We start from the raw sequence: 25222 nt of genomic DNA, 5'->3' as shown, positions 1-25222 counted from the left end.
TGCGTATCGTTATTATTAGCACTGGCCAGTATATGGGATTCGAGTGAATATACCATACACAAAACCTTTACACACATTACATAAGTCCTAGCGTGTGTAGCCATTATTCTGCAACATTTGCAGCCTAGAATGCAGGGTCATGCAAAAATTGGCGACTTTTGCGGCAAATTAAATTCAGATAAAGGAAAAGTAATAATGAAGTTGCAGGATTTTATGGCGAAGGCTGCGTTGAGTTTCGGGCTGATCAGCAGTGCCAGCAGTTATGCCACAGATGAAGGTTTGCGGGTGATTGATGAACATTATCAGGTGCGTGAAATGACGGCTTTGCCTGAATCCGCTCAATCACCTGTGCATCGGGTTATTCAGCCCCAGGCAAGTGAGTGAGCGCAGTGTTAGGTGGTGTTATGTACCTGCTATGCTGACAAATAGCCGAAGTGTATCAATTACCAAACCCCTGGCCCTGCCCTTTGGGATCCTCGGCGTCAAAGGGGTCGTTTAACTGGATAGCCTGAGTATTTCCCCACGCGGCCAGATCCGCGACTTGCACACCTAGCCAGTAAAACTTACCTATGGAGTCAGTGGCTTGGCCGCCTGCCAGTTGTTGATCTGCTTCAAGCAGAATGTGATGGGCGTAGGTTAATGCGCTCGCTTCATCGCGGAATACCTTCCACATGACGACCCTTTCTTGTTGCGGATCGGCTGGTAAAGTCCGTTCTTGGCCTAACAGGCTGGTTACCTGGTCATTCAAATTCGTATTGTGCATGAGTGTCTATCCTTGCATGGGGTGAGCAGTAATGGTTTATATGCCAGACAAATATGCCGGACATAGTTACCCTGCATCCAGAATACGTCAAATGAGGATGGCATTATGTACGTTAGCGTACGTTATGCAGAATTGGCTTGTTAACTCGATGCCGCCGTTGCCCCGTTACAAGGGGGTAAACGGCGGTGTGTATCTGGACTTTTAAGCCTCAGCTTTGGCTTTGGTGGTCTTCTTGACGGGTTTTGTTACGGCGGCTTTCTTGGCTGGAGCTTTTTTGGCGGCCGCGGGTTTTTTTGCCGCAGTGGCTTTCTTTGCGGGAGTGGCTGGTTTCGCTTTAGGTTTTGCCGCTGCCTTTTTGCGTATCGGTTTGCCTTTGCTGGCGCGCTCCGCGATGAGCGGTAAGGCCAGCTCAAGCGTTACGGATTCAGGCTCCATATCTTTGGGAATGGTCGCGTTGACGGCTCCGTGTTTGACATACCAGCCGTAGCGGCCTTCATTCAAGGTAACCGGTTTGCCGTCCTCGGGGTGGTTGCCCAGTGGTTTGCCGGCAGGCGCGCCTCCACGAGGAGCTCGTTCCATTAACAGCACTTCCAGCGCGCGTGGCAAGTTGATGGTGTAAACATCATCTTCTTTAGGCACGGATTTGAATTTACCGTCGTGCTGCAGATATGGACCAAAACGACCAATATTGGCAACGATGGGCAGATTGGTGTCCGGGTGAGTGCCCACTTCTCTTGGCAAAGACAGCAGTCTTAACGCGGTTGGCAAATCGGCGGTCTCGGTAGGCAGCGTTTTTGGCCATGACGCACGTCGCGGTTTGATTTTTTTGTCTTCAGGCGTTGCGCCGACTTGTACATACCAGCCGTAGCGTCCATTCAGCAACAGGATATCTTCACCCGTGGCAGGGTCGCTACCCAGCACCACCGGGCCATCTTCGTTACCGCCATGCAGTGGCCGGGTGTAGTCGCACACCGGGTACGCGGAGCAGCCGATAAACAGGCCGCGTTTGCTGGCTTGCAGGAACAGTTTGCCGCCACACTTGGGGCAGACTTCATCATCGATTGGACAGCCGCGCTCCACATCAGCCTTGGCGGTCAGGGTGCCGGAGAAGCCGTCCCAGAATTCGTGCAGCAAGGGCAGATATTTGAGCTCACCGTTAGAGACGTCATCCAGCTTGTCTTCGAGCTTGGCGGTGAAGTCGTAATCGACGTAATGCGTGAAATGCGTGGTCAGGAAGCAATTGACCAGCCGCCCGGTCGGGGTCGGCATAAAGCGTTTTTTATCCAGTATCACGTATTCGCGGTCTTGCAGCGTAGAGATGATGCTGGCGTAGGTGGATGGACGGCCAATGCCGTACTCTTCCAGCGTTTTAACCAGGCTGGCCTCGGTATAGCGCGGCGGTGGCTGGGTGAAATGCTGTTCGCCAAATAATTTATCGACCGGGATAGTTTCGCCTTCGGCCAGGATAGGCAACTTGGCATCGTCTTCCTCGGCGGCATCGTCCTGATTTTCCTGGTACACGGCAATAAAGCCGGGGAACACCAGCGTCTGGCCGGTGGCGCGGAACAGATTGGCCGGCCCGCCAACAGCAATGTCCAGACTGACGGTATCGAATTGCGCAGGATTCATCTGGCATGCCAGCGTGCGTTTCCAGATCATTTCGTACAGGCGTGCCTGATCGATGGTGAGGAATTTGCGTACGGAGTCCGGTGTGCGCGTGATCGCCGTAGGCCGGATGGCTTCGTGTGCTTCCTGCGCGTTCTTCGATTTATTGCGGAAATAAACAGGTGCTGCGGGCAGATAGTCCGGTTCGAAATTATTCTGGATGTAGTTGCGTACGTCCTCTATTGCTTCACGTGCCAGGTTGACCGAGTCAGTACGCATATAGGTGATCAAACCGACAGCACCGCTGCCGGTATCAATACCTTCATACAGTTGCTGGGCAGTACGCATGGCGCGATCAGTGGTCATGCCCAGTTTACGTACGGCTTCCTGTTGCAGGGTTGAAGTAGTAAACGGCGCTGCGGCGTTGCGTGATTTTCGTTTCTTTTCTACACGCGTAACGGTGCCGCTGTTATGTGCGGCTAACTGGTCGAGTATGCTTTGTTGCGCCTCGCCGGTAGGGACGCTGAATTGCTCCATTTTTTCGCCAGCAAACTGAACCAGACGCGCAGAGAATGTCTGGCTGGCTTTATGGCTGTCGAGATGGATGCTCCAGTATTCACGGGCAACGAACTTCTCGATTTCCAGTTCGCGTTCGACGATCAAACGTAAAGCAGGGCTTTGCACGCGGCCTGCAGACAAGCCGGGGCTGATTTTGCGCCACAATAGCGGAGATAAATTGAAGCCGACCAGGTAGTCGAGCGCACGTCGTGCCTGTTGCGCATCGACCAGCGGCATCGCGATTTCACGCGGGTTGTCTACGGCGTGCTGAATCGCACTCTGGGTGATCTCGTGAAACTCGATACGGGCGATGGGTTTTTTCGGGGTTATCTTCTTTTCCAGCAAAATCTCCGATAAATGCCAGGCAATGGCTTCACCTTCTCTATCCGGGTCAGTTGCGAGCAGGATGCGGTCGGCTTTTTTTGCCGCACGCAGGATGGCATCAACGTGGCGCTCGTTGCGCTCGATCAGTTGATATTTCATCGCAAAATCATGGTCGGTATCGACGGCGCCGGTTTTGGGGACCAGATCACGCACGTGGCCGTAGCTGGCGAGGATTTCGTAATCCGCGCCCAGGTATTTTTTCAGGGTTTTTGCCTTGGAGGGCGATTCTACAATAACAAGTACAGACATGGATGGTGTGGGGCTTAGTGAATGGAGAGACCGGTGCCGTCATTAAACAGCATGTCTTCTAATAATAAATAATCCTGGTTGGGGTTTTGACTCCACAGCACCATGAGGGCGATCCATTTGATTTTTTCCAGGCTGACATCGTCTTCATCCAGCGCCAGAACGCGGTCGATAATCCATTCGCGCTGTAATGGATTGAGCAGACCAGCGTGTTCCAGAAACAGCAGAAAGCCACGGCTCTCTGCGTCAAAGCGTTCCAGTTCGTGTGCGGCATAAACCCGGATCGCATGATGATCGGCCAAACTGGCCGGGTATTGGGCAGAATTCAGCGTGCCCAGATCAGAAAACCAGTCCAGCGCCTGATCAATTTCCAGGCCGTTAAATCCGGCCGCGTGCAGCTTGACCGTAAGCGCATCCCGATCAGGAGCCAGCTCGATCTGTGGGTAGTTTTCAAATAGAAAAATCAGTATTTCAAACATTATATCTTTACTAAACAATACGTTGGTATAGGCCGCCGGGCAAAGTTGCTACTTGCCCCATTAACTCTCTTTCCAACAGCATGGCGGAAAGCGTTTCTGCCGTCAACCCGCTGCGTGCGATTAGGGTGTCCAGATGCAGAGGGTCAAAGCCCATCGCCGTTAATAGCGCGTCATCTTCTGCGGTTGCGGCTTGTTGTCCTGTGGCGGGTGTCTGCCAGCGCAATTCATCCAGTATGTCCTGGGCAGATTCCACCAGTTTTGCGCCCTGCTTGATCAAATGGTGGCAACCGCGGGCTACCGGAGAGTGGATGGAGCCGGGTATGGCAAATACTTCCCTGCCCTGTTCCGAGGCTAAGCGTGCGGTAATCAGTGAGCCGCTTTGCAGTGCAGCTTCGACAACCAGACAGCCCAGACTCATGCCGCTGATAATACGGTTGCGACGCGGGAAGTTGCTGGCAATCGACGGCGTGCTCAGCGGAAATTCGGAAATGATCGCGCCCTGCTCGACAATCCGGTGCGCCAGCGCTTTGTTGCGCGCCGGGTAAATAATATCCAGCCCGGTACCAACCACGGCGATGGTGCTGGCCATACCTTTTAGCGCGCCATTATGTGCTGCCGTATCCACACCTAATGCCAGCCCACTGACAATAGTGAGCCCGGCATTTGCCAGACTGTGCGCAAAATTTTCCGCATTCAATGCTCCTTGCGGGGTGGTATTGCGACTGCCGACGATGGCCAGGCCAGGCTGATTTAATAATTCGCGATGGCCTTTGACATACAGCAGAGGTGGCGGATCGGTGATTTCAAGCAGGCGTTGCGGGTAATCTGCATCGGCCAGGGTAATAAGATGATTGTCGGGGTTGTCCAGCCAATCCAGGGTGGGGGTAATACGGCTCAGGTCTATGCCTTGGCTGATCTGCTGTGCAACCGCAACGGGAACATGCAGCTTGAGCGTACTGACCGTAGCAGCGTAAATCTGTTCCGGTCCGCCCAGTGCCGTGAGCAATGCACGGTAGGACTTGCCGCTCAGCCCGGACGTGAGAGCAAGCCCGAGCCAGGCGTTACGTTCATCAGGATGCAATGGTGTGTTATGGATTACGTACAAAGTCCAGCAAGTTAACCGGACGGTTAGTCTGCATCACCAGTGCGTAGGAGACTTTTTCAAAGACACGGTACACCATGATCAGGCCGGAACGGGTATCGGGCAGAGTAACGCCATCCACTTTGCCGCCATTTTTGTAAACGGCCAAGACGTTGCCTTCTTCCAGGCCGTCACGCTGACCTTTATTGATAACGATAGTCGTGTATTGTCCGGCTTCAGCCAGGCCGCCATAAGCGGAAATGACTTTGCCATTGATAACGCCGCTGGGAGCGTGTGGTACATAGCGGAATGAGTAAGTTTCATCGGCAGATTTGAGTCTGTCCTTGGCTTCGATTTCCTGCGATGCCGCAGTAATTAAGATGCGTTGTGGGTTGCCCTCAACGATAGTGCGTGCTTCACCCAGATATTCGACTTCGTAGCCCAATACTTCCTTAGTATCCGGATCGATCAGCGCTTTGCCGGGACGAAGAATTTTCCAGTTAGTGGTTTTGCTGCCGTCACTGGTAGCAAAGGCCTGATCACCGCCACCGAGTACCATGCGATCTTCTTCAGCGCTTAAAATACGCGGTGCGTTATCCAGGGCACCCTTCTCCATGACAAAAGGCTGGTTGATAAAGGCGTTGATCGCGGAGGCCGGGATAGGCAGAATGCCCGCATCATCAATGACGGTACCGCGTACTTTGGGTGAGAGCTTGACGGTGTGGCCGCTGTTAGATTTAACCAGAGACAGTCTGGGGGTAGCGCCGCTGGTATCCAGTACCACGACATCGCCCGGGTAAATCCAGTGCGGGTTTTTGATTTCGGCTTTATTCATGCCCCAGATTTGCGGCCATTTCCATGGGTCTTTCAGAAACCTGCCGGAAATGTCCCATAAGGTATCGCCTTTGACGACGGTATAACGAGTTGGCGCATTGTCTTGCAAACGCAATTCATCGGCGTAGCTTGATAAGCTCATCAAACTAGCCAATAATAAAGAGATAGTAAATTTACGCATTGAGCCCCCTCGTACCGATTTATGATTTAGTTACTATTGTATCAATCACCGTATAATATCCGATATTTTATTTAAATTCTGCATGTAATCACTTGTGTAGGCAAGTTAAATGGCCAAATTATCTATACTTCGTTACCCTGATCCACGTTTATATACAGTCGCTAAACCAGTTGAGACTGTTGATGATCGTATCCGCAAACTGGTTGCCGATATGGCCGAAACCATGTACGCCGCGCCCGGCATAGGTTTGGCGGCAACGCAGGTGGATACGCATTTGCAAGTAGTGGTGATCGATACCTCGGAAGAGCACAACGATTTGCGGGTGTTTATCAACCCGGTCATAGTGAGTGCTGACGGCATGGCCATCCATGAGGAAGGCTGTCTGTCTGTGCCCGGTATCTACGACAAGGTAACCCGTGCCGAGCGCGTTACAGTGCAGGCGCTGGATGCGGATGGCAAATCGTTTACGCTGGAGGCTGAAGGGCTGATGGCGGTGTGCGTGCAGCACGAGATGGATCACCTGCTGGGCAAAGTGTTTGTTCAGTACCTGTCGACGCTGAAGCAGAGCCGGATCAAGAACAAGCTGAAGAAACGCGTTCTGGAAACCATGTAAAATAAATTTATGCGCATAATTTTTGCCGGCACGCCGGAATTCGCCCGCGTTGCCCTCACTGCCCTGCATGATGCCGGGCACACTATTGTAGCCGTACTGACCCAGCCGGATCGCCCGTCCGGGCGCGGTATGAAACTGACCCCGAGCGCAGTCAAGCAGGAAGCGTTGCGACTGGGATTGCCCGTGCTGCAACCCGAGACCCTTAAATCCGCCGAGATACAGGCGGAATTGTCTGCATTGGGTGCGGAGGTCATGGTGGTGGCGGCATACGGCCTGATTCTGCCGCAAGCGGTGCTGGATATGCCGCGTTTTGGCTGCCTCAACATCCATGCTTCGCTGTTGCCGCGCTGGCGGGGTGCCGCACCTATCCATCGTGCTATTCAGAGCGGTGACAGTGAAACCGGCATCACCATCATGCAAATGGATGCGGGTCTGGATACGGGTGCGATGTTGCTGCGTCAGGCGCTACCCATAGCAGAGCATGACACTACCGGCAGTCTGCATGACAAACTGGCGCCACTGGGTGGCGAGATGGTCGTGGCCGCCCTGATTGCAGCCAGCACGGGTAGCTTGACCCCGCAACCGCAGCCTGATGCGGGGGTGACGTATGCGGCCAAAATCACTAAAGCCGAAGCCGAGCTTGATTTCAGCCTGAGCGCACAACAACTGGCACGTAACATCCGCGCATTCAATCCGGCACCCGGTGCATTTATGTTGTGGCAGGGCAAGCCGATTAAAGTCTGGCAAGCGCAGGTGCAGGCAGGCTCTGGTCAGCCCGGCACTGTGCTGGCGGCTAATGCGGACGGCATTGTGGTCGCCTGTGGACAGGATGCATTGCAGATTACTGAATTGCAAATGGCGGGCGGTAAACGCCAGAATGCAGCGCAATTTCTGGCCGGGCATGCGTTTGTGGCGGGATTGAATTTTTGTGAAACTCCCCCATCTAATTGATCACTCGTGATTTTTGGGAGATTTAGCAATGCTGGAAAACTGGTTTAAGACAACTATCCTGATGGCCGGTATCGTGGTGCTGTTTGCCACAGTCGGCATGCTGCTGGGTGGCAAAAGCGGAATGATGATTGCGCTGCTGTTTGCCGGCGCGATGAATGTCTACGCGTACTGGTTCTCGGATAAAGCCGTGCTGAAAATGTACAATGCTCAGCAGGTGGATGCGAGTAGCGCACCCGAGTTTTATGGCATGGTCGCCGAACTCGCGCAACGCGCCGGTCTGCCCATGCCCAAGGTGTATATTATTGATGAACCCCAGCCCAACGCCTTCGCTACCGGCCGCAACCCGGAACATGCTGCGGTTGCAGCCACCACCGGGATAATCCGCATATTAAGCCCGCGTGAACTGCGCGGGGTGATGGCGCATGAGCTGGCGCACGTCAAACATCGCGATATCCTGATTTCCACCATGTCGGCCACGGTTGCCGGTGCTATTTCCGCCATTGCGCAGTTTGGCATGCTGTTTGGTGGCGGTCACAATAACGACGAGCGTAATGTGAACCCTGTCGTTGCCATTCTGATCATGATAGTTGCGCCGCTGGCAGCCATGCTCATCCAGATGGCGATTTCGCGTTCACGTGAATTCGGTGCAGATGCGGGTGGTGCCGAAATTTCGGGTGATCCGGTGGCGCTGGCTGACGCATTACGCAAGATCGAAGCCTATGCTCATGGCGTGCCTATGCACACTGCCGAGTTGCATCCGGAAACGGCGCAAATGATGATTATCAACCCGCTCACCGCGGAAGGCGTACAGGGTTTATTTCGTACTCACCCGGCCACTGCGGAACGCGTAGCGAAATTGTTGGCCATGCGCGGCTGATTATGCGTGATCAGTTGCGCTTAACCATGCGCTGATGTCGTTGAGCAGCGCCTGCGTGGCAATATTGAACGCTGCCGCAGCTCCTGCTGCGTCATAGCTGGCGACTGGAACATCCTGTTCGAATAAACGGCGCGCAATAAGGCGATGATGCGGGATGTCGAATAACTCGGCACGCAGCGTGACATGGACATGGCCGGGGTTGCTTGTGGCGTCATGGTAGAACGCCAGCAATTCCGTAGCCAGACGCCGATCGGCGATGACATCGCTGCCAACAGCAACTACGCCGGCATACAGTTTGGCGTCAGCCATACGGCTAAACAATAATCCACTTAACCGTGTGCTGGGGCGCTCACTCCATCTGGCGAATTTGTAGCGCGCACGGGTGTTGGGCGCGCGGCTGAATACCAGAGCCTCGTTATCATCATAAACGCTGGCATGGGTGTCTTCGACCAGCAGCGTATGCGCTATGACTGGAGCCGTGCCGGGTTGAACTGTATGCGCATCGGCCAATACATAAATCATGCTGGGCAAGGCTTTGGGATTGTCGCCAAGGTTGATGCAGCCACTTAACAGGCTGATGCAGAGTGCAATTAACAGTTTATTGATCATTTTATTCTCCGGGCGCAGGTTCTGATTTGCCGGCACCAAAAATCAGCTCGCGCGGATTCGCCAGGCGTTGCCCGGTAGCGGTGATGGTGTTGGTGCTGTCGTGGACATCGCGGCTGATCTGGTTAAGCTGGTAATTGGCCGTGTTGGTCAGCATCTGCAGCTGCTTGGAGATAATTACCGACTGCTGTTGCAGATCGCTTAATGCCGCAGTGGCTTGAGTTAGCGTGTTGTTGGCATTGTCGCTGAGTTTCTGGATATTGTCGTCCAGATGCGAAGTGGTTTGCTTGAAGTTGTTGGCACTCAGCTTGACGGCATCCGAAGCATCTTCGAAACTTTGCACGGCGTGTTCGACGCGTTGTTTGTTCGCTACTAATTCGCTGGTGATTGTTTGCAGATTATGCAAAGTGGTGCTGACCGCAAGGCGGTTGTCATCCGACAGCAGGCTATTCATCTTGGTCAGCAGCTGGGCGCCATTTTCCGCCATATTCGAGAGATCCGTGGTGACTTTGTCCAGATCGGAGCTGCCCTCGGCGATGACTGGATACTGCTCTTGATCGGGTATTACGGTCAGTAATGGACTGGTGGCATCGGGATTGCTGATTTCGACTGTGGCCAGACCGGTGACGATATTGCGTTTGATGTAGGCCAGGCTGTTGGTATGGATGGGGGTGGCTTCATCGAGCTTGATGTTGACGCGCACGGCCTCTTTGTTACCGGCAACAAAGGTATAGTCGGTGACCACGCCGACCTTGACCCCGCGCAGTTTGACCGCGCTGTTGATGTCCAGGCCGTCCATGGATTGATTGTGGAAATAAATCGTGTAGTGACGGTAAGCGACGCGATCTGCTCCGCCCATTACCCATACCAGGCTGGCGGTGAGCAACAGTGCGACCAGTAATACGATGCCACCGACCAGCGTGTAGCGCGCTTCAGTTTCCATGTGTTGTCTCCAGATTGGGCGCAGAAGAGAAGTAATCCTGCAGCCAGGGGTCGTTTATTTGGCGAATCTCTGCGACACTGCCCGAGCCTAATACCTTGCCGCCTGCCAGCACTACGGCGCGATCGATAATGGATAACAAGGTATTCAGGTCATGGGTGATCAGCAATATGGTCAGGCCCAGATTATCGGCCAGCGTGCGGATCAGGTGGTCAAATTCGCGTGCCGAGATTGGGTCCAGCCCGGAAGTTGGCTCATCCAGACATAATAATTCCGGATCAAGTGCTAATGCCCGTGCCAGCGCAGCGCGTTTACGCATTCCGCCGGAAAGCTCGCTGGGCATCTTGGTGGCGGCAGAGCTGGGTAAGCCCACCATCGCCAGCTTCAGCCGGGCGAGCTGTAAACATACTGGCTTGGGTAAATTCGTGTGCTCCAGCAGCGGTGTGGCGACATTCTGTTCGACATTGAGCGAGGAAAACAGCGCGCCGTCCTGAAACAGCATGCCGAAACGCTGGCGCAGGCCTTGCATCTGTATTTCGCTGGCCGTTAAAACATCTTCATCAAATAACCGGATCTGCCCGCTGTTCGGGCGCAGCAGGCCGATAATTTCGCGTAGCAACACGGATTTTCCGGTGCCGCTGCCGCCGATGACGGCAACCACTTCACCGCGTGCCACTTGCAGGCTGACACCATCATGCACGGTATTGCTACCGAAGCGGGTCACTACCTGATCAACCTGAATGAGTATGTCCGCCATGTTAAAGATTCAGCTTCACCAGAATAATGGCGAAAATCGCATTGAGCAGGATGACGGCGACGATGCTCTGCACTACGGTCGAGGTGGTGTTGAAGCCGATGCTGCGCGCATCGCGCGCCACGGTGAAACCCATATAGCTGGCGATGATGCCGATAAACACAGCGAATACCGGGGCTTTGACCAGACCGATAACGACGGTTTTGGTAGCCAGCACCTGATCCAGACGGTTGATAAAGGTGATAGGCGTAACGCTTAGTTGCTGATCAGCAATTACCATGCTGCCGAACAGGCCGGCAATGTCTCCGACAAAAACCAGCAATGGCAGCGCGATCAGCAGAGCCATGATGCGCGGCAGCACCAGAACTGCATACGGCGATAGACCCAGTACCCTGATGGCATCGATCTCTTCGTACACCTTCATCGTGCCGATCTGCGCGGTGATGGCGGCGCCAGATCGGCCCGCCACCAGTATGGCGACAATGACCGGCGCCAGTTCCCGGCATATGGCCAGAGCCGAGCCATCCACGACAAAGATATTGGCACCGTACTGCTCGGCCTGTATGCCTAACAGATAGGCGAATACCAGGCCTAGTAAAAACATCATGCTGAATGCCAGCGGAATGGCGTAGACGAAAATGATTTCGAGCTGATTCGCCAGTTCTTTACTGCGGAAATTTTGTGGATGCCGGATCAGGTTGGCGACTTCGGCAGTCAGGATGCCGATGAAATTGACCATGCCCGCCAGATGCTTCCATGTCAGGCTGGCGCTGCTCCCCAGTCGTACCAGTAAACGATGGTGGGAGGCAGGTTGCTGCTGCTGACTGGCGCTAAAGTGCTGGCGCACCAGTTCGAAGATGGTCTGGTGTTGCGGGGAGAAGTTGGCCAGCACCAGACTATCCAGCGGAATCTGCTGAGCAGAGAGCAGATTTAACAGCGTCAGTGCGCCGCTGGTGTCCAGGCTGGTGATGCCGGCGCCATCCAGGCAGGTAGTCTCGGCTTGTGGCGTTTTTGCAAGTTGCGGTGGCTGCGCATCCAACTGAGTCAAACGCCAGTCGCCAGTAGCATGTAAATACAGCTTGTTACCTTGCGATTCCGGTTGGATGGCTGGCGCAGACATGGTGCTAGTCCTTAACCTTTGCGCTCAAAGCGGTATACGGCGAGGCTGCCCGTGAGATTGCGCAAGAAACTGACGCGTTTGCCGCCAGTCATCACGATGCGCTCGCGGATATGGATATTGAGTTTGTCGCATAGCGCTTCGAAATCATGCATGGTACACAGGTGCACATTTGGTGTGTTATACCATTGATACGGTATGTCCGCCGATACCGGCATGTGGCCGCGCAACACCTGCATGCGGTTTTTCCAGTAGCCGAAATTGGGGAAGGTGACGATGCCTTCGTGAGCCACCCTTAGCATCTCGCGCAGTATGGCTTCGGTATGGTGCATGGCCTGCAGGGTCTGCGACAGCACCACATAGTCGAAACTGTTCGAGGCGAATTCCGCCAGCCCTGCTTCCAGATCGCGCTGGATGACATTGATACCGTTCTGCACACAGGCCAGCACATTGTTGTCGGCCAGCTCTACGCCATAACCGCGCGCCTGACGCGTAGTTTGCAGGTATTTTAGTAAATTGCCGTCACCACAGCCCAGATCCAGCACCTTGGCACCGGGCTTGACCCAGTTGGCAATAAGTTGAAAATCCTGGCGCATTAAGTCGTCACCCTTTCCATATAAGCGCGAACCAAGGCGTGATAGTGCTCGTCAGGCATCAGAAATGCATCATGGCCGTGTCCGGAGACAATTTCGGCATAGCTGACATTACGGTCGTTATCCAGCAAGGCCTTGACGATTTCGCGCGAGCGCTCCGGGGCAAAGCGCCAGTCGGTCGTAAACGATACCACCAGAAAATCCGCCTGTGCGGGTTTGAGTGCCGCAGACAAGCCGGCTTCAGGGTGTTGATGGGTGGGATCGAAGTAATCCAGCGCCTTGGTCATCAGTAAATAGGTATTGGCGTCGAATGAGTCGGCAAATTTGTCGCCCTGATAGCGCAAATAGGATTCGATCTCAAACTCGACATCGTAGCCGTAGTTGAAGCTGCCTTCGCGCAGAATGCGGCCGAACTTGCTGCCCATCACATCATCGGACAAATAAGTAATATGCCCAAGCATGCGCGCCAGCCGCAATCCGCGGCGCGGATAAGTGTTGTGAGCGTAAAAGTCTCCGCCGTGGAAATCGGGGTCGGTCAGGATCGCCTGTCGCGCCACATCATTGAACGCAATATTCTGTGCCGTGAGTTTGGGTGCTGAAGCAATGACCAGACAGTTGCGTACCCGTTCCGGCAGGCTGATACTCCAGTGCAGCACCTGCATGCCACCGAGCGAGCCGCCCATGATCGCGGCAAATTTCTCTATGCCTAACAGGTCGGCCAGACGTGCCTGCGAGGTGACCCAGTCCTCTACCGTGACCAGCGGAAAAGATGAACCGAACGCCTGGCCAGTCGCCGGATTGATTGAGGCCGGGCCAGTAGAGCCATGGCAGCCACCCAGATTGTTGACGCCGATGACAAAATAGCGATTGGTGTCCACCGGCTTGTCCGGGCCTATCATGTTGTCCCACCAGCCGGGTTTTTTATCGCCGGGGGCGTAGATACCCGCAACGTGATGGTTGCCAGATAGCGCGTGACATACCAGAATAGCGTTACTCTTATCGGCATTCAGTGTGCCGTACGTCTCGTAAACGAGGTCGTAGCAAGGCAGCACCGCCCCGCTCTTCAGCGTAAGCGGCGTAGCGAAATGCGCAGTTTGCGGTGTTACCACCCCGACCGATGAATTGTTAGTTGAACCTGGCTGCATGGATATTAACTTTGAGCATGATAAATAAGATTATAGCGGTATTCCGCCCCAATCCTACAGTATTACGCGAACGCTTTTTAGCGCGCTTCACCGGCAAGACAATTATTGTGCATGATGGCCTGAGCATAGGCTGGGTCAGCGAACTGGTGAAAGAGGCTGGCGGTGGCGCGCATTTTCGTATTGATGCCCGGCGCTTGCCGGGGCGTCGCCCTACCCCCATCGAATGGGTGGTGCACCAGCATCTGTTGCCGCACAAGCTACCTATGCCATTGCTGGTTAAGGTAGAGGGTGGGCACTTACTTGTGCGGCATCTGGTGCGCAATGAAATGCCGGTCCATCCGTCGGAGATCTACTGGATGCTGACCGAGTTTCCCGATAGCTATCACTTGAAGCTGAGCGCCGCGGGCAGGAGCTTTATCGCTAGCCGTGGCATGTCTGTGGCTGATAATGCGGTGAATCTGAATGCAACCTGGGCCGGGACGGAAGATACGTTCTGACGGCTACGGTTAACTGGCGAATTCTTCCGCCCAGATCAGCGCTTTGACGTGGGCCAGATTGACCGCGTCCACACTTAGGTTGGCACTGGCTGCCAGCGCATTGATCTGGCTCTGGTTGCCTTTTTCGCAGGCGATAGCCAGTTGCAGATAGGGCGCGTAAACGCCCTGGTTGTGCAGCAATGCCTGAGTGAGATTGTCAGACAGGTTTAATTTTGCAACCGCCTGTTCCATCGGCAGATTGAGCAGCGCATCCAGCAGCGAGAATATGCCGGCGATAAACAGGCCGTCGCGATCTGCCGCGGAGAGTTGATCCTTGCCCAGGGTTTCAGCCAGACGAGCGCGGATCAGGGCATTCTGCAGCAGTATCTGGCTACGTGCGTCCTGCGAACTGCTGTTAAACAGCAGCAGCGTCAGCCAGCGGTAAAACTGGTTGTAGCCGAGCAGAATCAGCGCTTGCGAGATCGAGTCGAGTTTGCGGGAGAGACCATTGGCGGCAGAGTTGATGAAAGAAAGCAATTTGTACGACAAAACCGCATCGCGTTTGAGTACGGTTTCCAGTGCCGGGATTTCAGCCTGAGCAATGACCATATTGAGCAATTCGATCACGCGCACCCGGTTATTGTCGATGCGATGCGGAGCGTTCGGCTGGCGCTGGGTAAAGTAGTAACCCTGAAAACAGTTAAATGACATGGCCAGACAGGCATTGAAATCGTCTTCAGTTTCCACTTGCGTTGCTACCAGCATCGCACTGGACAGTTTGAGCGCGGCGATGACGTGTTTGCTTAATTCGAAGGCATTGAACTGGTGCACCTCAAAGCGTACGTACTTGGCCAAACTTAACAGCGGCGCTAATTCCGTGGCATTCACCGGATTGTCCAGCGCAATGCTGAAGCCTTCGGCAATACGTGCCTGACACTGTGCGATGGTCGCAGGTAAGTCCGTAATTTGCGTGCTATCGATGGCGAGTACCATATTTTGACCGGGCAGCATGGCCAGCCAGTCACTGCTCAACATGGGTGGTGCCATGCTGATAAATGCCATTTTGTTGCCGAGTATGGGTTTAATGTCCAGATCGATCATGCTGGCTACCAGCATCTCATCACGCATTTGCTGTATGGTCGGCGTTAACGCTGTATCAATGTTGTTCCTGAGGCTGAATTCGTAGCCGATGATATGTTGCGAAGAGTTGAGTACAGGCTGGCGTCCCAGAAAACGCTTGAGCATTTCGATGCTGTTGTTGCGCTCACCATGCGTGGCGATATCCAGGGCATCAGTGACGACCTGGTCCTGCGCTACGTCCTGGGTGTTGATGCTGAGAGGCTGATCGGCTGCTGCGGCTGCTCTGGGCTTGATAAGCGGGACCAGCTGGTCTATCGACGGCGGTGCTGGAACCGGTACAGGCGGCTTCTCGGCAACCGGTTCAACATCCTTGCTTTTCAGAAATTTGAAATACTTATCAAACATATGCCCCCCACGATGTTTACATCATACATCGCAGGTAGCAGATAGGGAATGGTGCTCAGGCTATCATGCGGCTGCCCAGAATGCAGCCCTGTGTGTGCAGTTGTCTGAGCAGGTCGTGGCCGAAGGCCAGCAGCGCATCCGGATCCGCATGGCAGAGTTCGACCGCCAGTTGATGCAGCGCCGCGCGGCCAGTCAGTTGCGCCGGGGCGAGTAGCTCGATCAGGCGGGCGCTAACGGCATTTTGCAGGCTGAAATGTATGTCATCATTCGCATCGCGGTATACCAGCAAATGTACTGCCTGATTTGGCGCGGATGCTGGCTGGTATTTGCGGCTGATCTCATGCACCGGATAGCGGTAGGCCAGATTTGCCATGACCGGGTTAAGCACCGGTATCGCATCCAGCAAATCGCCATAGGGCAAATAGTCGGCTATGTGCTGATCGAGGCAGGAAGTGGACAGTGCCAGCTCAACCCACTCGTAATGCGCCAGCTCCAGCATGAAATCCGGATAAGCGGGATCGGCCGGCCATTCCTGTTGCAGGAACTGCAAAAACTCGTCCGGTACCTGACGGAAAAAGGGCGTGCTGCAGCGATGTGTGGCAAAAAATGCGCGCAGCAGGCGTTGCCATTTGCGCTTGCCGAGCAGCCCTGATAACACCGGGAAGCAGGCGCTCACAACGGCTTCAATATTATTGAATAAAAGCGCACTGTAGGTTTGCATGCCGCGCCGATCCACGCCGCGTGGCCTGGCATGTTGTGCAGGGTCGCGGATATGACGAGTAAACTCGAGCTGGTAGTGCTGCCAGGTGGCCAGTTCTGGTGGCAGCTTAGCGGGCATGGCCATACCGTTGCTGATAACTGGCAATGCGTTCAACTTCGCTTACCAATTCCGCCAGAGGCGGGAGATTGAAGTCGCGTTCCAGCAAGGTCGGCACTACGCCGCAATGCTGATACGCGGTATCGAGCAGATCCCATACCGGCTGGATGATATCCGCGCCGTGTGTATCGATAATAAGATCGGGGGCTTGCTGATAATGTCCGGCCGTGTGCGTGTACACCACACGCTCTGCCGGCAACTGGCGGATAAAGGCGGCCGGATCATAGTTGTGGTTCACGCTGTTCACGTACACGTTATTCACATCCAGTTGCAGGTCGCAGTCCGCCTCGGTGAGCACGGCCTGAATAAAACTCAGTTCGTCCATGTCGGCTATCGGCGCGGCCACATAATAGGATGCGTTCTCGATGGCAATGCGGCGTTCCAGAATATCCTGAGTGCGACGGATGCGTGCCGCCACATAGCTGACTGCCTCGGCGGTAAACGGGATGGGCAGTAAATCATACAAGTGCCCATCGTCGCTGCAATAGGATAAATGCTCGGTATACAGAGCGATATCGTGGGTTGTCAGAAAGGATTTGACGCGCCGCAAAAATGCTTCATCCAATGGCGCCGGCCCGCCCAGCGACAGCGACAGGCCGTGGCATACGAACGGCACACGTTCGGTCAACATGCGCAAATTGCGCCCGGTCTTGCCGCCCAAGTCCATCCAGTTTTCCGGAGCGATTTCATAAAAATCGACGCTGGCGGGGAGCTGGGTGAGCAGCTCGTTAAAAAATTCGCGGCGTAACCCCAGCCCCGCGCCGGTCAGGTGCGGATTGTGCATGGCGGCTTATTTAGCGGCGCCGCATTTGCCTTCCACGGGTTTTTTGTTAGCACCACATTTAGCCTCGGCAGCTTTAGGAGCGGTCTTGGTCGCCCCGCATTTGGCTTCTTTGCCCTTCATGGATGCGCCGCAGTTCATTTCCATGGCTTTGCTGTCTTTAGGGGTGGCAGCTTCGGCGACCATGTAGCCTTTGTCCAGCTTCTGCATGGCGAAAGGATTCTGTGCGGCATGGGCGACAGGGCTGATGGCTACAGTGGCGATAAAAGCAGAGCCCAGGGTCAGGCCAAGTGTGGATTTGGTGTTCATCGTTAGCTCCAAAAATCAAAAAAGTCGGGTATCCGGTTTTCGGTTCGCAATCAGCGCGCCAATTGCGAACCTGTAGTGCTGTTATTTTGCCATATGATCTTTATTCATGCTGTCTTTACTCATGCTGCCTTTTTCCATGTCATGTTTCATCGCTTTATGGGCCTGCGGCTTTTTCGCCATCATGTCGTCATGCGCCATCGCGTCTTTTTTCATCTCGTCTTTCGCCATGGCCGGTTTGGCCATGCTGTCATGCTTCATCATGTCGTCGGCGACAGCGTGGCTGCCTGCAAATACAAAACCGGCTGCAATCAGGGTAGCAAATAATTTACGCATGTTAATCTTCTCCATAGTAACAATAAAAGCGGCGAAATTGCCGTAAATCAGGGTGCTGATTGCTCAGCAGCCCCCGAACCAGTTGTAACCCTGATCTTCCCAGTAGCCGCCTGGGTTGACGTTGGTTACATAAATAGCGGTGATGTGCTTGGGGTTTTTATAGCCCAGCTTGGTCGGAATGCGTAATTTCATCGGATAACCATACTGCCGCGGCAAGGTCTGACCATCGTAAGTAAGCGCAAGCTGTGTCTGCGGGTGCAGCGCCGTGGGCATATCGATGCTGGTGTAATAATCGTCCGCGCATTGGAAGCCGACGTACTTGGCCGACAGGTCAGCGCCGATGTGCTTGAGGAAGGTGGCGAACGGTACGCCGCCCCATTTGCCGATGGCACTCCAGCCTTCCACGCACACATGGCGCGTTACCTGACTGGCTTGCGGCAGTTGCTGCAATTGCGCCAGACTCCAAGGGCGCTTATCCGCGATCATGCCGCTGAGTTCCAGCCGGTAGCTGTCGCCATCGACGCGGGGCACAGCTTCAATGCCATAAAATGCATTAAACGGGAACGGCCGGGTAATCATCGATTCCGGGTAAGTGGGTGCCAACTTTCTGGGGTCGAATAACCAGGCTTGCACCTTGTCATTGAATGTCGATACGCGCAGCAGCGCCTGCTCAACGGCGTCCTCGTCGGTGAGCGCACATCCGCTCAGCAGTGACAGCCCGCCCAAAGTCAGGCCACGTTGTAGGAACAAACGGCGGGAAGGTTGCGGCAGGGCTTGCAGCGCGGCTTGCGCCACGGCAGCTTCGTCGAGCAACTGGATTTTTTTCGGTTTGAACATATCAGTTCCCTTAGCGACCGCGGATCATCAATAACAAGGTACGCGGAATTAACGCCACCATGAGCACATGCACAGCCACCACAGCCACCAGGGCCGACATCGCCACAAAATGCACGATGCGCGCGGTGTCGTAGCCGCCCATCAGCTCGCGCAGCAGCGGGAACTGTACCGATTTCCATATCGCCAGCCCGGACAGCACCAGCACGATGGTGTCGAGGATAATGAACAGATACGCCAGTTTCTGCGGCTGGTTGTATTGGCTGAGATCGGCATGGGCGAGCCGACCTTTGATGGCCGAGTGCATATCATGCAGTAGCCCCTTGGGTGAAATCGGTAACAGCTTGCGTTGGAAGCGGCTGGTCGCCAGATTCAGCCCCAGATACAGCAGGCCGTTGCCGAGCAGTATCCACATGGCAAAAAAATGCCACAGCAGTGCGCCACCCAGCCAGCCGCCGAGGGTGATGTCGTCAGCAAAGCGGAAATCGAAAATCGGCGATGCGTTGTAGATTTTCCAGCCGCTCATCACCATGATCACCACCGCCAGTGCATTGATCCAGTGGCTCAGGCGCAGCCACAACGGATGGATAATTTGCCCTTGATTCATTGATAGACTCCGGGAAACTCCTGGCGCAGATGTTCCAGCTTGGGCAAGTCGTTAGCAACGATATAGGGCTGGTCAGGATGCAGCGCCAGATAATTCTGATGGTAGTCTTCGGCCGGGTAAAACGCCGCCAGGGCAGCCACCTGGGTCACGATCGGAGCCGGATACAACTTCATGCTCTGCAATTGTTTGATGTAGGCTTGCGCCACCTGGCGCTGGGCGTCATTGCTGTAAAAAATGGCTGAACGATACTGCGTGCCGTGATCCGGGCCCTGGTAGTTGAGTTCGGTAGGGTTGTGCGCCACCGAGAAATAGATTTTGAGCAGTTGCCCGTAACTGATCTGTTTAGGGTCAAACACCACGCGCACAGCTTCGGCATGCCCAGTGGTGCCGCGGCTGACCTGATAGTAGCTGGCGCTGTTGGCTTGGCCTCCGGCATAACCGGAGGTGGTGCTGGTGACGCCCTTGACGTGTTTGAATACGGCATCAATACCCCAGAAACAACCACCGGCCAGCACGGCTGTTTGTTGTCCGGTGCTGCTGGTCAGATCTTGCAGCGGGTCCGGCAGGCTGCGCAATTGGCCGTCCGCCATGGCTGACCCGCTCAGCAGCAATGCAGCGCAGCCAAGTATGGCGAATTTATGCAGCAGAGGGTGCGAGTGACGCTGAAACATGATGATGTCCTTTTCATGGCTGACGGTTAAGTAACCGGGTTGCTCATTGATTCGCGGCAAGCGCAAAAAAGGTTACAAACGGCTGAAAAATTTTTCAAAATAATTAGCTGGCAGAGAAATATGCGCATGAATTCAGTGAACAGTCAGATTCGAGTAGAATGTGCGCAGCTTGAACAGGACGACACGGTAGAGATCAGCGTGACAAAAAAACCCGCAGCTTTGGAACAATTGATGCAGCAGGCGCAGGCCGGTGATAAGCACGCCTATGCCGAGCTGCTGCGGGAAACTGCGCGCTTCCTCCACCCCTATCTGGCCAAGCGCCTCAGTGCCGCCAGCGACGTTGATGACCTGCTGCAGGAAATTCTGGTTTCCATCCACAAAGCCCGCCACACCTATGACGGCAAGCGCCCATACAAGCCGTGGGTGTTCGCCATTACCCATTTTCGCCTGCAGGATTATCTGCGCAGCTACTATGCGGATAAGCTCAGGCATGCCACCGAATTATCCGAAATCGAAGATAATTTGCGCGAGCCTGTAACCTATTCCGACTTTACTTACGAATCTATTAGTGGAGAGGTCAGGCAGCTGCCGAAAAAACAGGCGGAGATACTGGACCTGATGCATCAGGACGGTTATACCGCCAAGGAAGTCGCGGAGAAAATAGGCATGAAGGAATCAGCAGTGAAAGTCGCTGCATACCGAGCGTACAAGATATTAAGAGAGAAACTGACACGATAATGGATGCAATGGAAAAACACATAGCCAGTCTGGTAGCGGATGCCGGCCAGCTACCGTCAGCGCCCAGCCCGCAGTTGCTGTGGCTGAAGTGGATGGGCGTCGCGGTCGCATACATCGCGCTGTCGCTGCTTGTCCTCGGCGTGCGCCCGGATCTGCTGGCAGAGCTGCATAGCGGTCTGTTCGTTGCCGAGATCGTTATGCTGATCGCAATCGTTGCCACCACCGCGCTCAGCGCCACCCTGCTCGCCTACCCTGACATGTATCAGCATCGTCGCCTGGTGCTGGCACCCATCGCCATGTTCGTGCTGTTTATCGGCGTGATCATCCTCGCCTGGCAGGCTGACAATCCCCCAGCCCCGCCGCCGGTACACAGCTTTGAGTGCTCGCTTACTATTGCCGTGCTCGCCCTGCTTCCTGCTGCGTGGATGTTCTACAGCATGCGCCGGCTCGCCAGCACCCATCGTCGTTCAGCCGGCATGGTAGTCATGCTTGCCGCATTCAGTATCGGTGCCATCACGCTTAGATTGTCAGAGCAGACCAACTCCATCCTGCACGTGATCGAGTGGCATTATGTACCGATGATAGGTGTGGCGCTGCTGGGGGTGTGGCTGGGGAAGGTGTTGCTGAAGTGGTGAGTATCAAGGCTCACGGATTGAATAGGCTGATGCCGGCGGTGTGTCAGGTTCATTCCGCGCAGGCATAATTTCCGGCAGGAGGCCGGTAGCATCGGCAATCATTTCCGTAATCAGAGTCTCTGGTGCAATGTCCTGCTCGTGCGGCCAGGTGACCGCGCCGAACAGGATGCCCACCTGATTGAAATAATGCACATCGCGTAACTCACGAAAAACGCCGTGATCCAGATATGGCTTCAGGTCGAAAATCCCCTTGCGGCCATCCTCGATCTCCACATGGATACGATAATCCGGCAATGGTTTAACCGTTTTGACATCCCAGTACATGGCATTACCTCACAATGGATCAATTTTGTATGGATTCTCGCCGCTAACCGCAAGTTCCCAGTCGGCCATCAATTCATCGCGGTGCAGCTCGATCCACGCCTGCACCAGCCGTAGTTGTTTACGGGGCAACTCGCCCGATAAAATCTCGCCATCGTCAATGCCTATGGAAGCCTCAAACTCTGCATATTTAGCGTGGATATGCGGCAAGTGATGATGCTTATTGTCAAGCAGATACAGGCGAATGATAATCCCGTAAAACATGGAAATGATGGGCATGACAAACTCCTGAACATTGCACAGCCTGATATTGCTACAAACGGTTGAAACAACCGTATATTCATAATCACATCATGCCGTGAACTGTAACGGATATCAAGGCCAAGCTGCTGAGGCAGCAGGATTTGCCTAAGTGTGGTGGCTTTGTTGGCATGGCAGGCCGGGCAACCCCGGTCTGCCATAGCTGGAGAATTGCTGCATAGCTAGAGTCGATATTATATTTTTGTGTCAGTTTTTGGCTTAATTTCAATAGTTCGTGCAGATTATGTTGGAATGTTAGAACCGACCCCCATACACTCAATTAGGCAATTGATGGGTTTCGCTATGCGCTACCCATCCTAAGGGATACGGGCTAACCGGCTGTCCGTTTTCGGGGGGTGCGTGGGGTCAGGCGAGAAGGTTTCTCAATCAGTCGACCCGAGACGAATTTGTGCAGCACGCTGGCAATCAGTGTTTGATAGGGAATACCTTCTTCCAATGCGCGAGCCTGGATATCCATCAGATCAGGAGAGGAAAGGCGGATATTTACACGACGATCCTTGATAAATGTGGCTTGAGCGGCCTCCCGAAATTTGCTGAGTTGCGCTTTTGACGGCGCAATGGATTTAAGCTCGCCCTTTTCGTAGGCGGCGAGGATATCCTCTTCGAAAGCATCATGTTTTTGCATCTTGTTCACCTTGATTCAAATAGTCCCGAGTAGCCTTGCGGCTAGGGATGATGGTCTTCAGAAAAAAATAATTTTCCTCTTCAACGAATGGAACCAGATAGGCGTAACCATTAAGCGCAATGACAAAAACCAACTGGTTCGGGTACTTGTCCGGATTGGGATGTTGTAGTAAATCCAACAGGCCATCGGATTCAATCACTAGCACGATTTCTTCAAAAGAAATATCACGCTCGGCTTTCAGTTGCTCGTTTTTTTCATGGCTCCAGCGAAAAGGTTTCATGCGTTCAGTATAGAAAATTGTGTGCCTTTTGTCACCACCATTAAATAGGGAAATCTCGGTCTCCCAGAGCAGTATCGGCTAATATTGCTCCGATGGCTAAAGACTACCATTTTGTTGGAACGTTAGAACCGACTCCATGCCTCTGTTACTTTGCTTGCCACTGATTGTGGTGGCGTTGGTGGGGAAGATGTTGTTGAAGTGGTGAGGTGGATTGTTTCACGGGAAACAATTGGTTGAGATATTGCCAATATTGGCATGGCAGGCCGGGGGTTGCCCGGCGGCAAGTCACTTTCTCTTGCTTGCCCAAGAGAAAGTAACCAAAGAGAACGGCACCCCGTTCCGCCGCCCCTGCGGGGTACCCTGCGTTGCTCGTCAAGCCGGGCGGCTGCGGAACTCGGCCTGCGGCCTCAGACAGTCCTCGCCGACTGCCCCCGGCTCGACTGCGCTACTCGGCGGAGGAGAGGGGATTTTAGAAGCAAAATTCAAAATCAAATTACCTATCCGGGCAATCCTGGCCTGCTACAGTTGGTGACTCGTTACATATTCAGGCTGAAGCTTAGTTTAAGCAGATAGTTTGCGGATTATGTTGGAATGTTAGAACCGATCCCATGCCATTCGCGTCCCGTTCGAATGCTTAGGTAATATTTTGGATAGTGCGACACTTCGGAAACGCCGAGCACCCCCAAAATTTGCTACCAGCCTTATCGCCGTTCTTTACAGTACGCAGAACCATTTCGGCTCCGCACTTCGGGCATGACCTTGGAGCGTCCGGATCCAAGCGATGCTGGACATTTGTTACATGCTCACGATTGGTCGCGAGCGATGGAGCCATGCGCTCTGTGCTGATTGCCGAGTACACTGCTTCAACCTCGGAGGCGGAAAGAATAGGGTTGGTTTTTGACTTGATGTATGAAATGTATCCGCCAGCGTAGGTCACACTCGGTGGCATTTTTGTTTTGAATTCGCTACCACCTACGAAGACTATGACGGAGTGAAATGTTTCTAAAGGGCGGTTGGTCAAGGACTCAAGCGCCTTGATGTGCTTGAAGTTCTGGCGAAGTGGATTTTGAAATTTGTTATTTGTTCTGAAGAGCTTCTGTGTCCACATGGCTTGATTTTCATCTCCAAATATCCAGCCGCTGTAGTTTTTTGTTTCAACAACGAATACACCAAACCGTGATACGAATACGTGATCGATTTGCGTCGTTCCGTCCGGTGTTTTGAGCGTTACGTTGTGTATTGCTCGGTACTCATTAGGATCGAGCAGGAACCTTGCCGATAGTCGGACAAGCAACTCGCCAAAGAACCCTTTGAACCAAGGAGTTTTCGCGATTCCCGCTGCAATAAGCAGGGGTAGTAGCCACCACAATTGATTAAAGATAGGTTGCAGAATGGATGTAGTGTGCATAGGTTACCTAACGAAGTAGAGCGGCCCTGACCGCCGGTTTAGGGAGGCCGCAACTACGAAGTGCGGACCTCGGCGCCGAGATGCCTGTGCCGGGGGTGATTGCCATGTTAGGCATTATTGCAACAAATAAGATAACGGGCAACACGACAAAAAGAACTGCAACGCCCAAGCAACCGCTACGTGACTCACGCGGGAAATTACTGGTTCGTGTATTCGGTTGTGCAAACCCTCCCGTGGAGGTTGAATTCCTGCTTGAAGAAACCACCGGTGGCTGAAGTGTTTGATCGTGAGAATAAGCGGGTCTGACTGCTTGAGATTCTTGCGGGGGGTGTGAGTCGCGCCACTTCTTGTGGCATGTGTTACAAAAGAAACGTCGGGTTCCCTTTTCCCAAGCGGCCACAGTCCTCTTGGTATGCGTGAACTGTTGTGAGCAACCTGCACATTCGAATCGTACGTTTGATGGGCCGCTCGATAAAGGACGCGGCCTTGCCGTTGTTCACTTGGATTTGTTTTTGGCGAAAACGACGAGAAGAATGATGGCAACAAATGCACCAACTACTGCAATGAATATGCTGTCAGGAATCTGCATCATGGTAACTGCCTAACGTAATGGAATGGACGCCCACTTCCCAATACGGCATCCAAGTGCCAAAGTAGTGGTTGTGCTTAAACAAACACTAAACATGGAAAGGGGCATCCGAAATGAAGATTACGACAATAGGCATTGATTTGGCAAAAACTATTTTTCAGATTCATGGTGTTGACCAGTATGGCAAAACTATCGAGCGCAAGCA

General features: G+C 53.8%; 32 protein-coding genes. 8 read left to right on the top strand and 24 right to left on the bottom strand.

Annotated elements, in window-relative coordinates:
* The first annotated feature begins 195 nt into the window (after positions 1 to 195).
* Positions 196 to 384, top strand: coding sequence for a hypothetical protein (locus EJE49_RS00155; protein ID WP_124948390.1), 189 nt, complete (start codon positions 196 to 198; stop codon positions 382 to 384).
* 55 nt (positions 385 to 439) lie between these two features.
* Here EJE49_RS00155 and EJE49_RS00150 read toward each other — a convergent pair whose 3' ends face one another.
* The 5 genes from EJE49_RS00150 to EJE49_RS00130 all read right to left on the bottom strand — a co-directional run bounded on the left by EJE49_RS00150 (position 440) and on the right by EJE49_RS00130 (position 6131).
* Entirely contained in the window at positions 440 to 763 is a 324-nt protein-coding gene (locus EJE49_RS00150) for a hypothetical protein (RefSeq protein ID WP_189941555.1), read from the bottom strand.
* A gap of 201 nt (positions 764 to 964) precedes the next feature.
* Positions 965 to 3559 carry a type I DNA topoisomerase gene (topA, locus tag EJE49_RS00145; protein WP_124948389.1) on the bottom strand — a complete coding sequence of 865 codons (2595 nt, stop codon included), beginning with the start codon at positions 3557 to 3559 and terminating at the stop codon, positions 965 to 967.
* A gap of 14 nt (positions 3560 to 3573) precedes the next feature.
* Positions 3574 to 4035 carry a Smg family protein gene (locus tag EJE49_RS00140; protein WP_124948388.1) on the bottom strand — a complete coding sequence of 154 codons (462 nt, stop codon included), beginning with the start codon at positions 4033 to 4035 and terminating at the stop codon, positions 3574 to 3576.
* 10 nt (positions 4036 to 4045) lie between these two features.
* Complete coding sequence (gene dprA / locus EJE49_RS00135; protein WP_223246661.1) at positions 4046 to 5140, bottom strand: DNA-processing protein DprA; 1095 nt, start codon at positions 5138 to 5140, stop codon at positions 4046 to 4048.
* Entirely contained in the window at positions 5124 to 6131 is a 1008-nt protein-coding gene (locus tag EJE49_RS00130; RefSeq protein WP_124948387.1) for a LysM peptidoglycan-binding domain-containing protein, read from the bottom strand. The genes dprA and EJE49_RS00130 overlap by 17 nt, the downstream gene beginning before the upstream one ends.
* Before the next feature lie 109 nt (positions 6132 to 6240).
* On the opposite strand from EJE49_RS00130, the gene def reads away from it, so the two are divergent.
* The 3 genes from def to htpX are packed head-to-tail and all read left to right on the top strand — an operon-like array spanning position 6241 to position 8572.
* Positions 6241 to 6744, top strand: a complete 504-nt coding sequence (gene def, locus EJE49_RS00125) for a peptide deformylase (protein WP_124948386.1) — start codon at positions 6241 to 6243, stop codon at positions 6742 to 6744.
* Between the two features lie 9 nt (positions 6745 to 6753).
* Positions 6754 to 7695 (top strand): methionyl-tRNA formyltransferase, encoded by a 942-nt coding sequence (fmt, locus tag EJE49_RS00120; protein ID WP_124948385.1) that lies wholly within the window; start codon positions 6754 to 6756, stop codon positions 7693 to 7695.
* 28 nt (positions 7696 to 7723) lie between these two features.
* Positions 7724 to 8572: a zinc metalloprotease HtpX gene (htpX, locus tag EJE49_RS00115; protein ID WP_124948384.1), complete on the top strand. Its 849-nt coding sequence runs from the start codon at positions 7724 to 7726 to the stop codon at positions 8570 to 8572.
* Here htpX and EJE49_RS00110 read toward each other — a convergent pair whose 3' ends face one another.
* Genes EJE49_RS00110 through metX form a run of 6 tightly spaced genes read right to left on the bottom strand, consistent with a single transcriptional unit; the run spans position 8573 to position 13727 of the window.
* The gene (locus EJE49_RS00110) at positions 8573 to 9181 is read right to left on the bottom strand and encodes an ABC-type transport auxiliary lipoprotein family protein (protein ID WP_124948383.1); all 609 of its coding nucleotides are present in this window, start codon (positions 9179 to 9181) and stop codon (positions 8573 to 8575) included. It lies immediately after the preceding gene.
* Between the two features lies 1 nt (position 9182).
* Entirely contained in the window at positions 9183 to 10121 is a 939-nt protein-coding gene (locus EJE49_RS00105; protein WP_124948382.1) for an MlaD family protein, read from the bottom strand.
* Positions 10111 to 10875: an ABC transporter ATP-binding protein gene (locus tag EJE49_RS00100; RefSeq protein WP_124948381.1), complete on the bottom strand. Its 765-nt coding sequence runs from the start codon at positions 10873 to 10875 to the stop codon at positions 10111 to 10113. The genes EJE49_RS00105 and EJE49_RS00100 overlap by 11 nt, the downstream gene beginning before the upstream one ends.
* Position 10876: 1 nt before the next feature.
* Positions 10877 to 11992, bottom strand: a complete 1116-nt coding sequence (locus tag EJE49_RS00095; RefSeq protein ID WP_124948380.1) for an MlaE family ABC transporter permease — start codon at positions 11990 to 11992, stop codon at positions 10877 to 10879.
* A gap of 11 nt (positions 11993 to 12003) precedes the next feature.
* On the bottom strand, positions 12004 to 12585 hold the full coding sequence (gene metW, locus EJE49_RS00090) for a methionine biosynthesis protein MetW (RefSeq protein WP_124948379.1): 582 nt from the start codon (positions 12583 to 12585) through the stop codon (positions 12004 to 12006).
* On the bottom strand, positions 12585 to 13727 hold the full coding sequence (metX, locus tag EJE49_RS00085) for a homoserine O-succinyltransferase MetX (RefSeq protein WP_124948378.1): 1143 nt from the start codon (positions 13725 to 13727) through the stop codon (positions 12585 to 12587). The genes metW and metX overlap by 1 nt, the downstream gene beginning before the upstream one ends.
* Positions 13728 to 13744: 17 nt before the next feature.
* Here metX and EJE49_RS00080 point away from each other — a divergent pair, with 17 nt between their 5' ends.
* Entirely contained in the window at positions 13745 to 14224 is a 480-nt protein-coding gene (locus tag EJE49_RS00080; RefSeq protein WP_124948377.1) for a hypothetical protein, read from the top strand.
* Positions 14225 to 14233: 9 nt separating this feature from the next.
* Here the strand turns inward: EJE49_RS00080 and EJE49_RS00075 are convergent, their stop codons facing one another.
* From EJE49_RS00075 to msrA, 8 genes are all read right to left on the bottom strand, one after another.
* Positions 14234 to 15688 carry an EAL and HDOD domain-containing protein gene (locus tag EJE49_RS00075; protein WP_124948376.1) on the bottom strand — a complete coding sequence of 485 codons (1455 nt, stop codon included), beginning with the start codon at positions 15686 to 15688 and terminating at the stop codon, positions 14234 to 14236.
* Positions 15689 to 15743: 55 nt separating this feature from the next.
* Positions 15744 to 16526 carry an HvfC family RiPP maturation protein gene (locus EJE49_RS00070; protein WP_124948375.1) on the bottom strand — a complete coding sequence of 261 codons (783 nt, stop codon included), beginning with the start codon at positions 16524 to 16526 and terminating at the stop codon, positions 15744 to 15746.
* Positions 16516 to 17349 carry an HvfB family MNIO-type RiPP peptide maturase gene (locus tag EJE49_RS00065; RefSeq protein WP_124948374.1) on the bottom strand — a complete coding sequence of 278 codons (834 nt, stop codon included), beginning with the start codon at positions 17347 to 17349 and terminating at the stop codon, positions 16516 to 16518. The genes EJE49_RS00070 and EJE49_RS00065 overlap by 11 nt, the downstream gene beginning before the upstream one ends.
* 6 nt (positions 17350 to 17355) lie before the next feature.
* Positions 17356 to 17655, bottom strand: coding sequence for an HvfA family oxazolone/thioamide-modified RiPP metallophore (locus EJE49_RS00060; RefSeq protein ID WP_124948373.1), 300 nt, complete (start codon positions 17653 to 17655; stop codon positions 17356 to 17358).
* 81 nt (positions 17656 to 17736) lie between these two features.
* Complete coding sequence (locus EJE49_RS00055) at positions 17737 to 17988, bottom strand: pentapeptide MXKDX repeat protein (RefSeq protein ID WP_124948372.1); 252 nt, start codon at positions 17986 to 17988, stop codon at positions 17737 to 17739.
* 63 nt (positions 17989 to 18051) lie between these two features.
* Complete coding sequence (locus tag EJE49_RS00050; protein WP_124948371.1) at positions 18052 to 18825, bottom strand: molybdopterin-dependent oxidoreductase; 774 nt, start codon at positions 18823 to 18825, stop codon at positions 18052 to 18054.
* 10 nt (positions 18826 to 18835) lie between these two features.
* Positions 18836 to 19429, bottom strand: a complete 594-nt coding sequence (locus EJE49_RS00045) for a cytochrome b/b6 domain-containing protein (RefSeq protein ID WP_124948370.1) — start codon at positions 19427 to 19429, stop codon at positions 18836 to 18838.
* Positions 19426 to 20100 (bottom strand): peptide-methionine (S)-S-oxide reductase MsrA, encoded by a 675-nt coding sequence (gene msrA, locus EJE49_RS00040; RefSeq protein WP_189941553.1) that lies wholly within the window; start codon positions 20098 to 20100, stop codon positions 19426 to 19428. The genes EJE49_RS00045 and msrA overlap by 4 nt, the downstream gene beginning before the upstream one ends.
* A 120-nt stretch (positions 20101 to 20220) precedes the next feature.
* On the opposite strand from msrA, the gene EJE49_RS00035 reads away from it, so the two are divergent.
* Complete coding sequence (locus tag EJE49_RS00035; protein WP_223246660.1) at positions 20221 to 20838, top strand: RNA polymerase sigma factor; 618 nt, start codon at positions 20221 to 20223, stop codon at positions 20836 to 20838.
* An 8-nt stretch (positions 20839 to 20846) separates the two neighbouring features.
* The gene (locus tag EJE49_RS00030) at positions 20847 to 21473 is read left to right on the top strand and encodes a DUF1109 domain-containing protein (protein ID WP_223246659.1); all 627 of its coding nucleotides are present in this window, start codon (positions 20847 to 20849) and stop codon (positions 21471 to 21473) included.
* A gap of 3 nt (positions 21474 to 21476) precedes the next feature.
* Here EJE49_RS00030 and EJE49_RS00025 read toward each other — a convergent pair whose 3' ends face one another.
* The 5 genes from EJE49_RS00025 to EJE49_RS00005 all read right to left on the bottom strand — a co-directional run bounded on the left by EJE49_RS00025 (position 21477) and on the right by EJE49_RS00005 (position 24428).
* Positions 21477 to 21797, bottom strand: coding sequence for a DUF2442 domain-containing protein (locus EJE49_RS00025; protein WP_124948367.1), 321 nt, complete (start codon positions 21795 to 21797; stop codon positions 21477 to 21479).
* 9 nt (positions 21798 to 21806) lie between these two features.
* Positions 21807 to 22073, bottom strand: a complete 267-nt coding sequence (dhiT, locus tag EJE49_RS00020) for a type II toxin-antitoxin system toxin DhiT (RefSeq protein ID WP_124948366.1) — start codon at positions 22071 to 22073, stop codon at positions 21807 to 21809.
* A gap of 352 nt (positions 22074 to 22425) precedes the next feature.
* Positions 22426 to 22740 (bottom strand): hypothetical protein, encoded by a 315-nt coding sequence (locus EJE49_RS00015; protein WP_124948365.1) that lies wholly within the window; start codon positions 22738 to 22740, stop codon positions 22426 to 22428.
* A complete protein-coding gene (locus EJE49_RS00010; RefSeq protein ID WP_124948364.1) occupies positions 22727 to 23020 on the bottom strand; it encodes a BrnT family toxin in 294 nt (97 codons plus the stop codon). The genes EJE49_RS00015 and EJE49_RS00010 overlap by 14 nt, the downstream gene beginning before the upstream one ends.
* A 634-nt stretch (positions 23021 to 23654) precedes the next feature.
* A complete protein-coding gene (locus EJE49_RS00005; protein WP_124948363.1) occupies positions 23655 to 24428 on the bottom strand; it encodes a nuclease-related domain-containing protein in 774 nt (257 codons plus the stop codon).
* Positions 24429 to 24532: 104 nt separating this feature from the next.
* Here EJE49_RS00005 and EJE49_RS14045 point away from each other — a divergent pair, with 104 nt between their 5' ends.
* On the top strand, positions 24533 to 24703 hold the full coding sequence (locus tag EJE49_RS14045) for a hypothetical protein (RefSeq protein WP_189941551.1): 171 nt from the start codon (positions 24533 to 24535) through the stop codon (positions 24701 to 24703).
* Positions 24704 to 25222: the final 519 nt, after the last annotated feature.

Origin of the sequence: Sulfuriferula thiophila (genome assembly GCF_003864975.1) — a bacterium.
GTDB classification, from domain to species: Bacteria; Pseudomonadota; Gammaproteobacteria; order Burkholderiales; family Sulfuriferulaceae; genus Sulfuriferula; species Sulfuriferula thiophila.
Note: the sequence above shows the minus strand (reverse complement) of the source record. Positions and strands in the feature narration are given on the sequence as shown.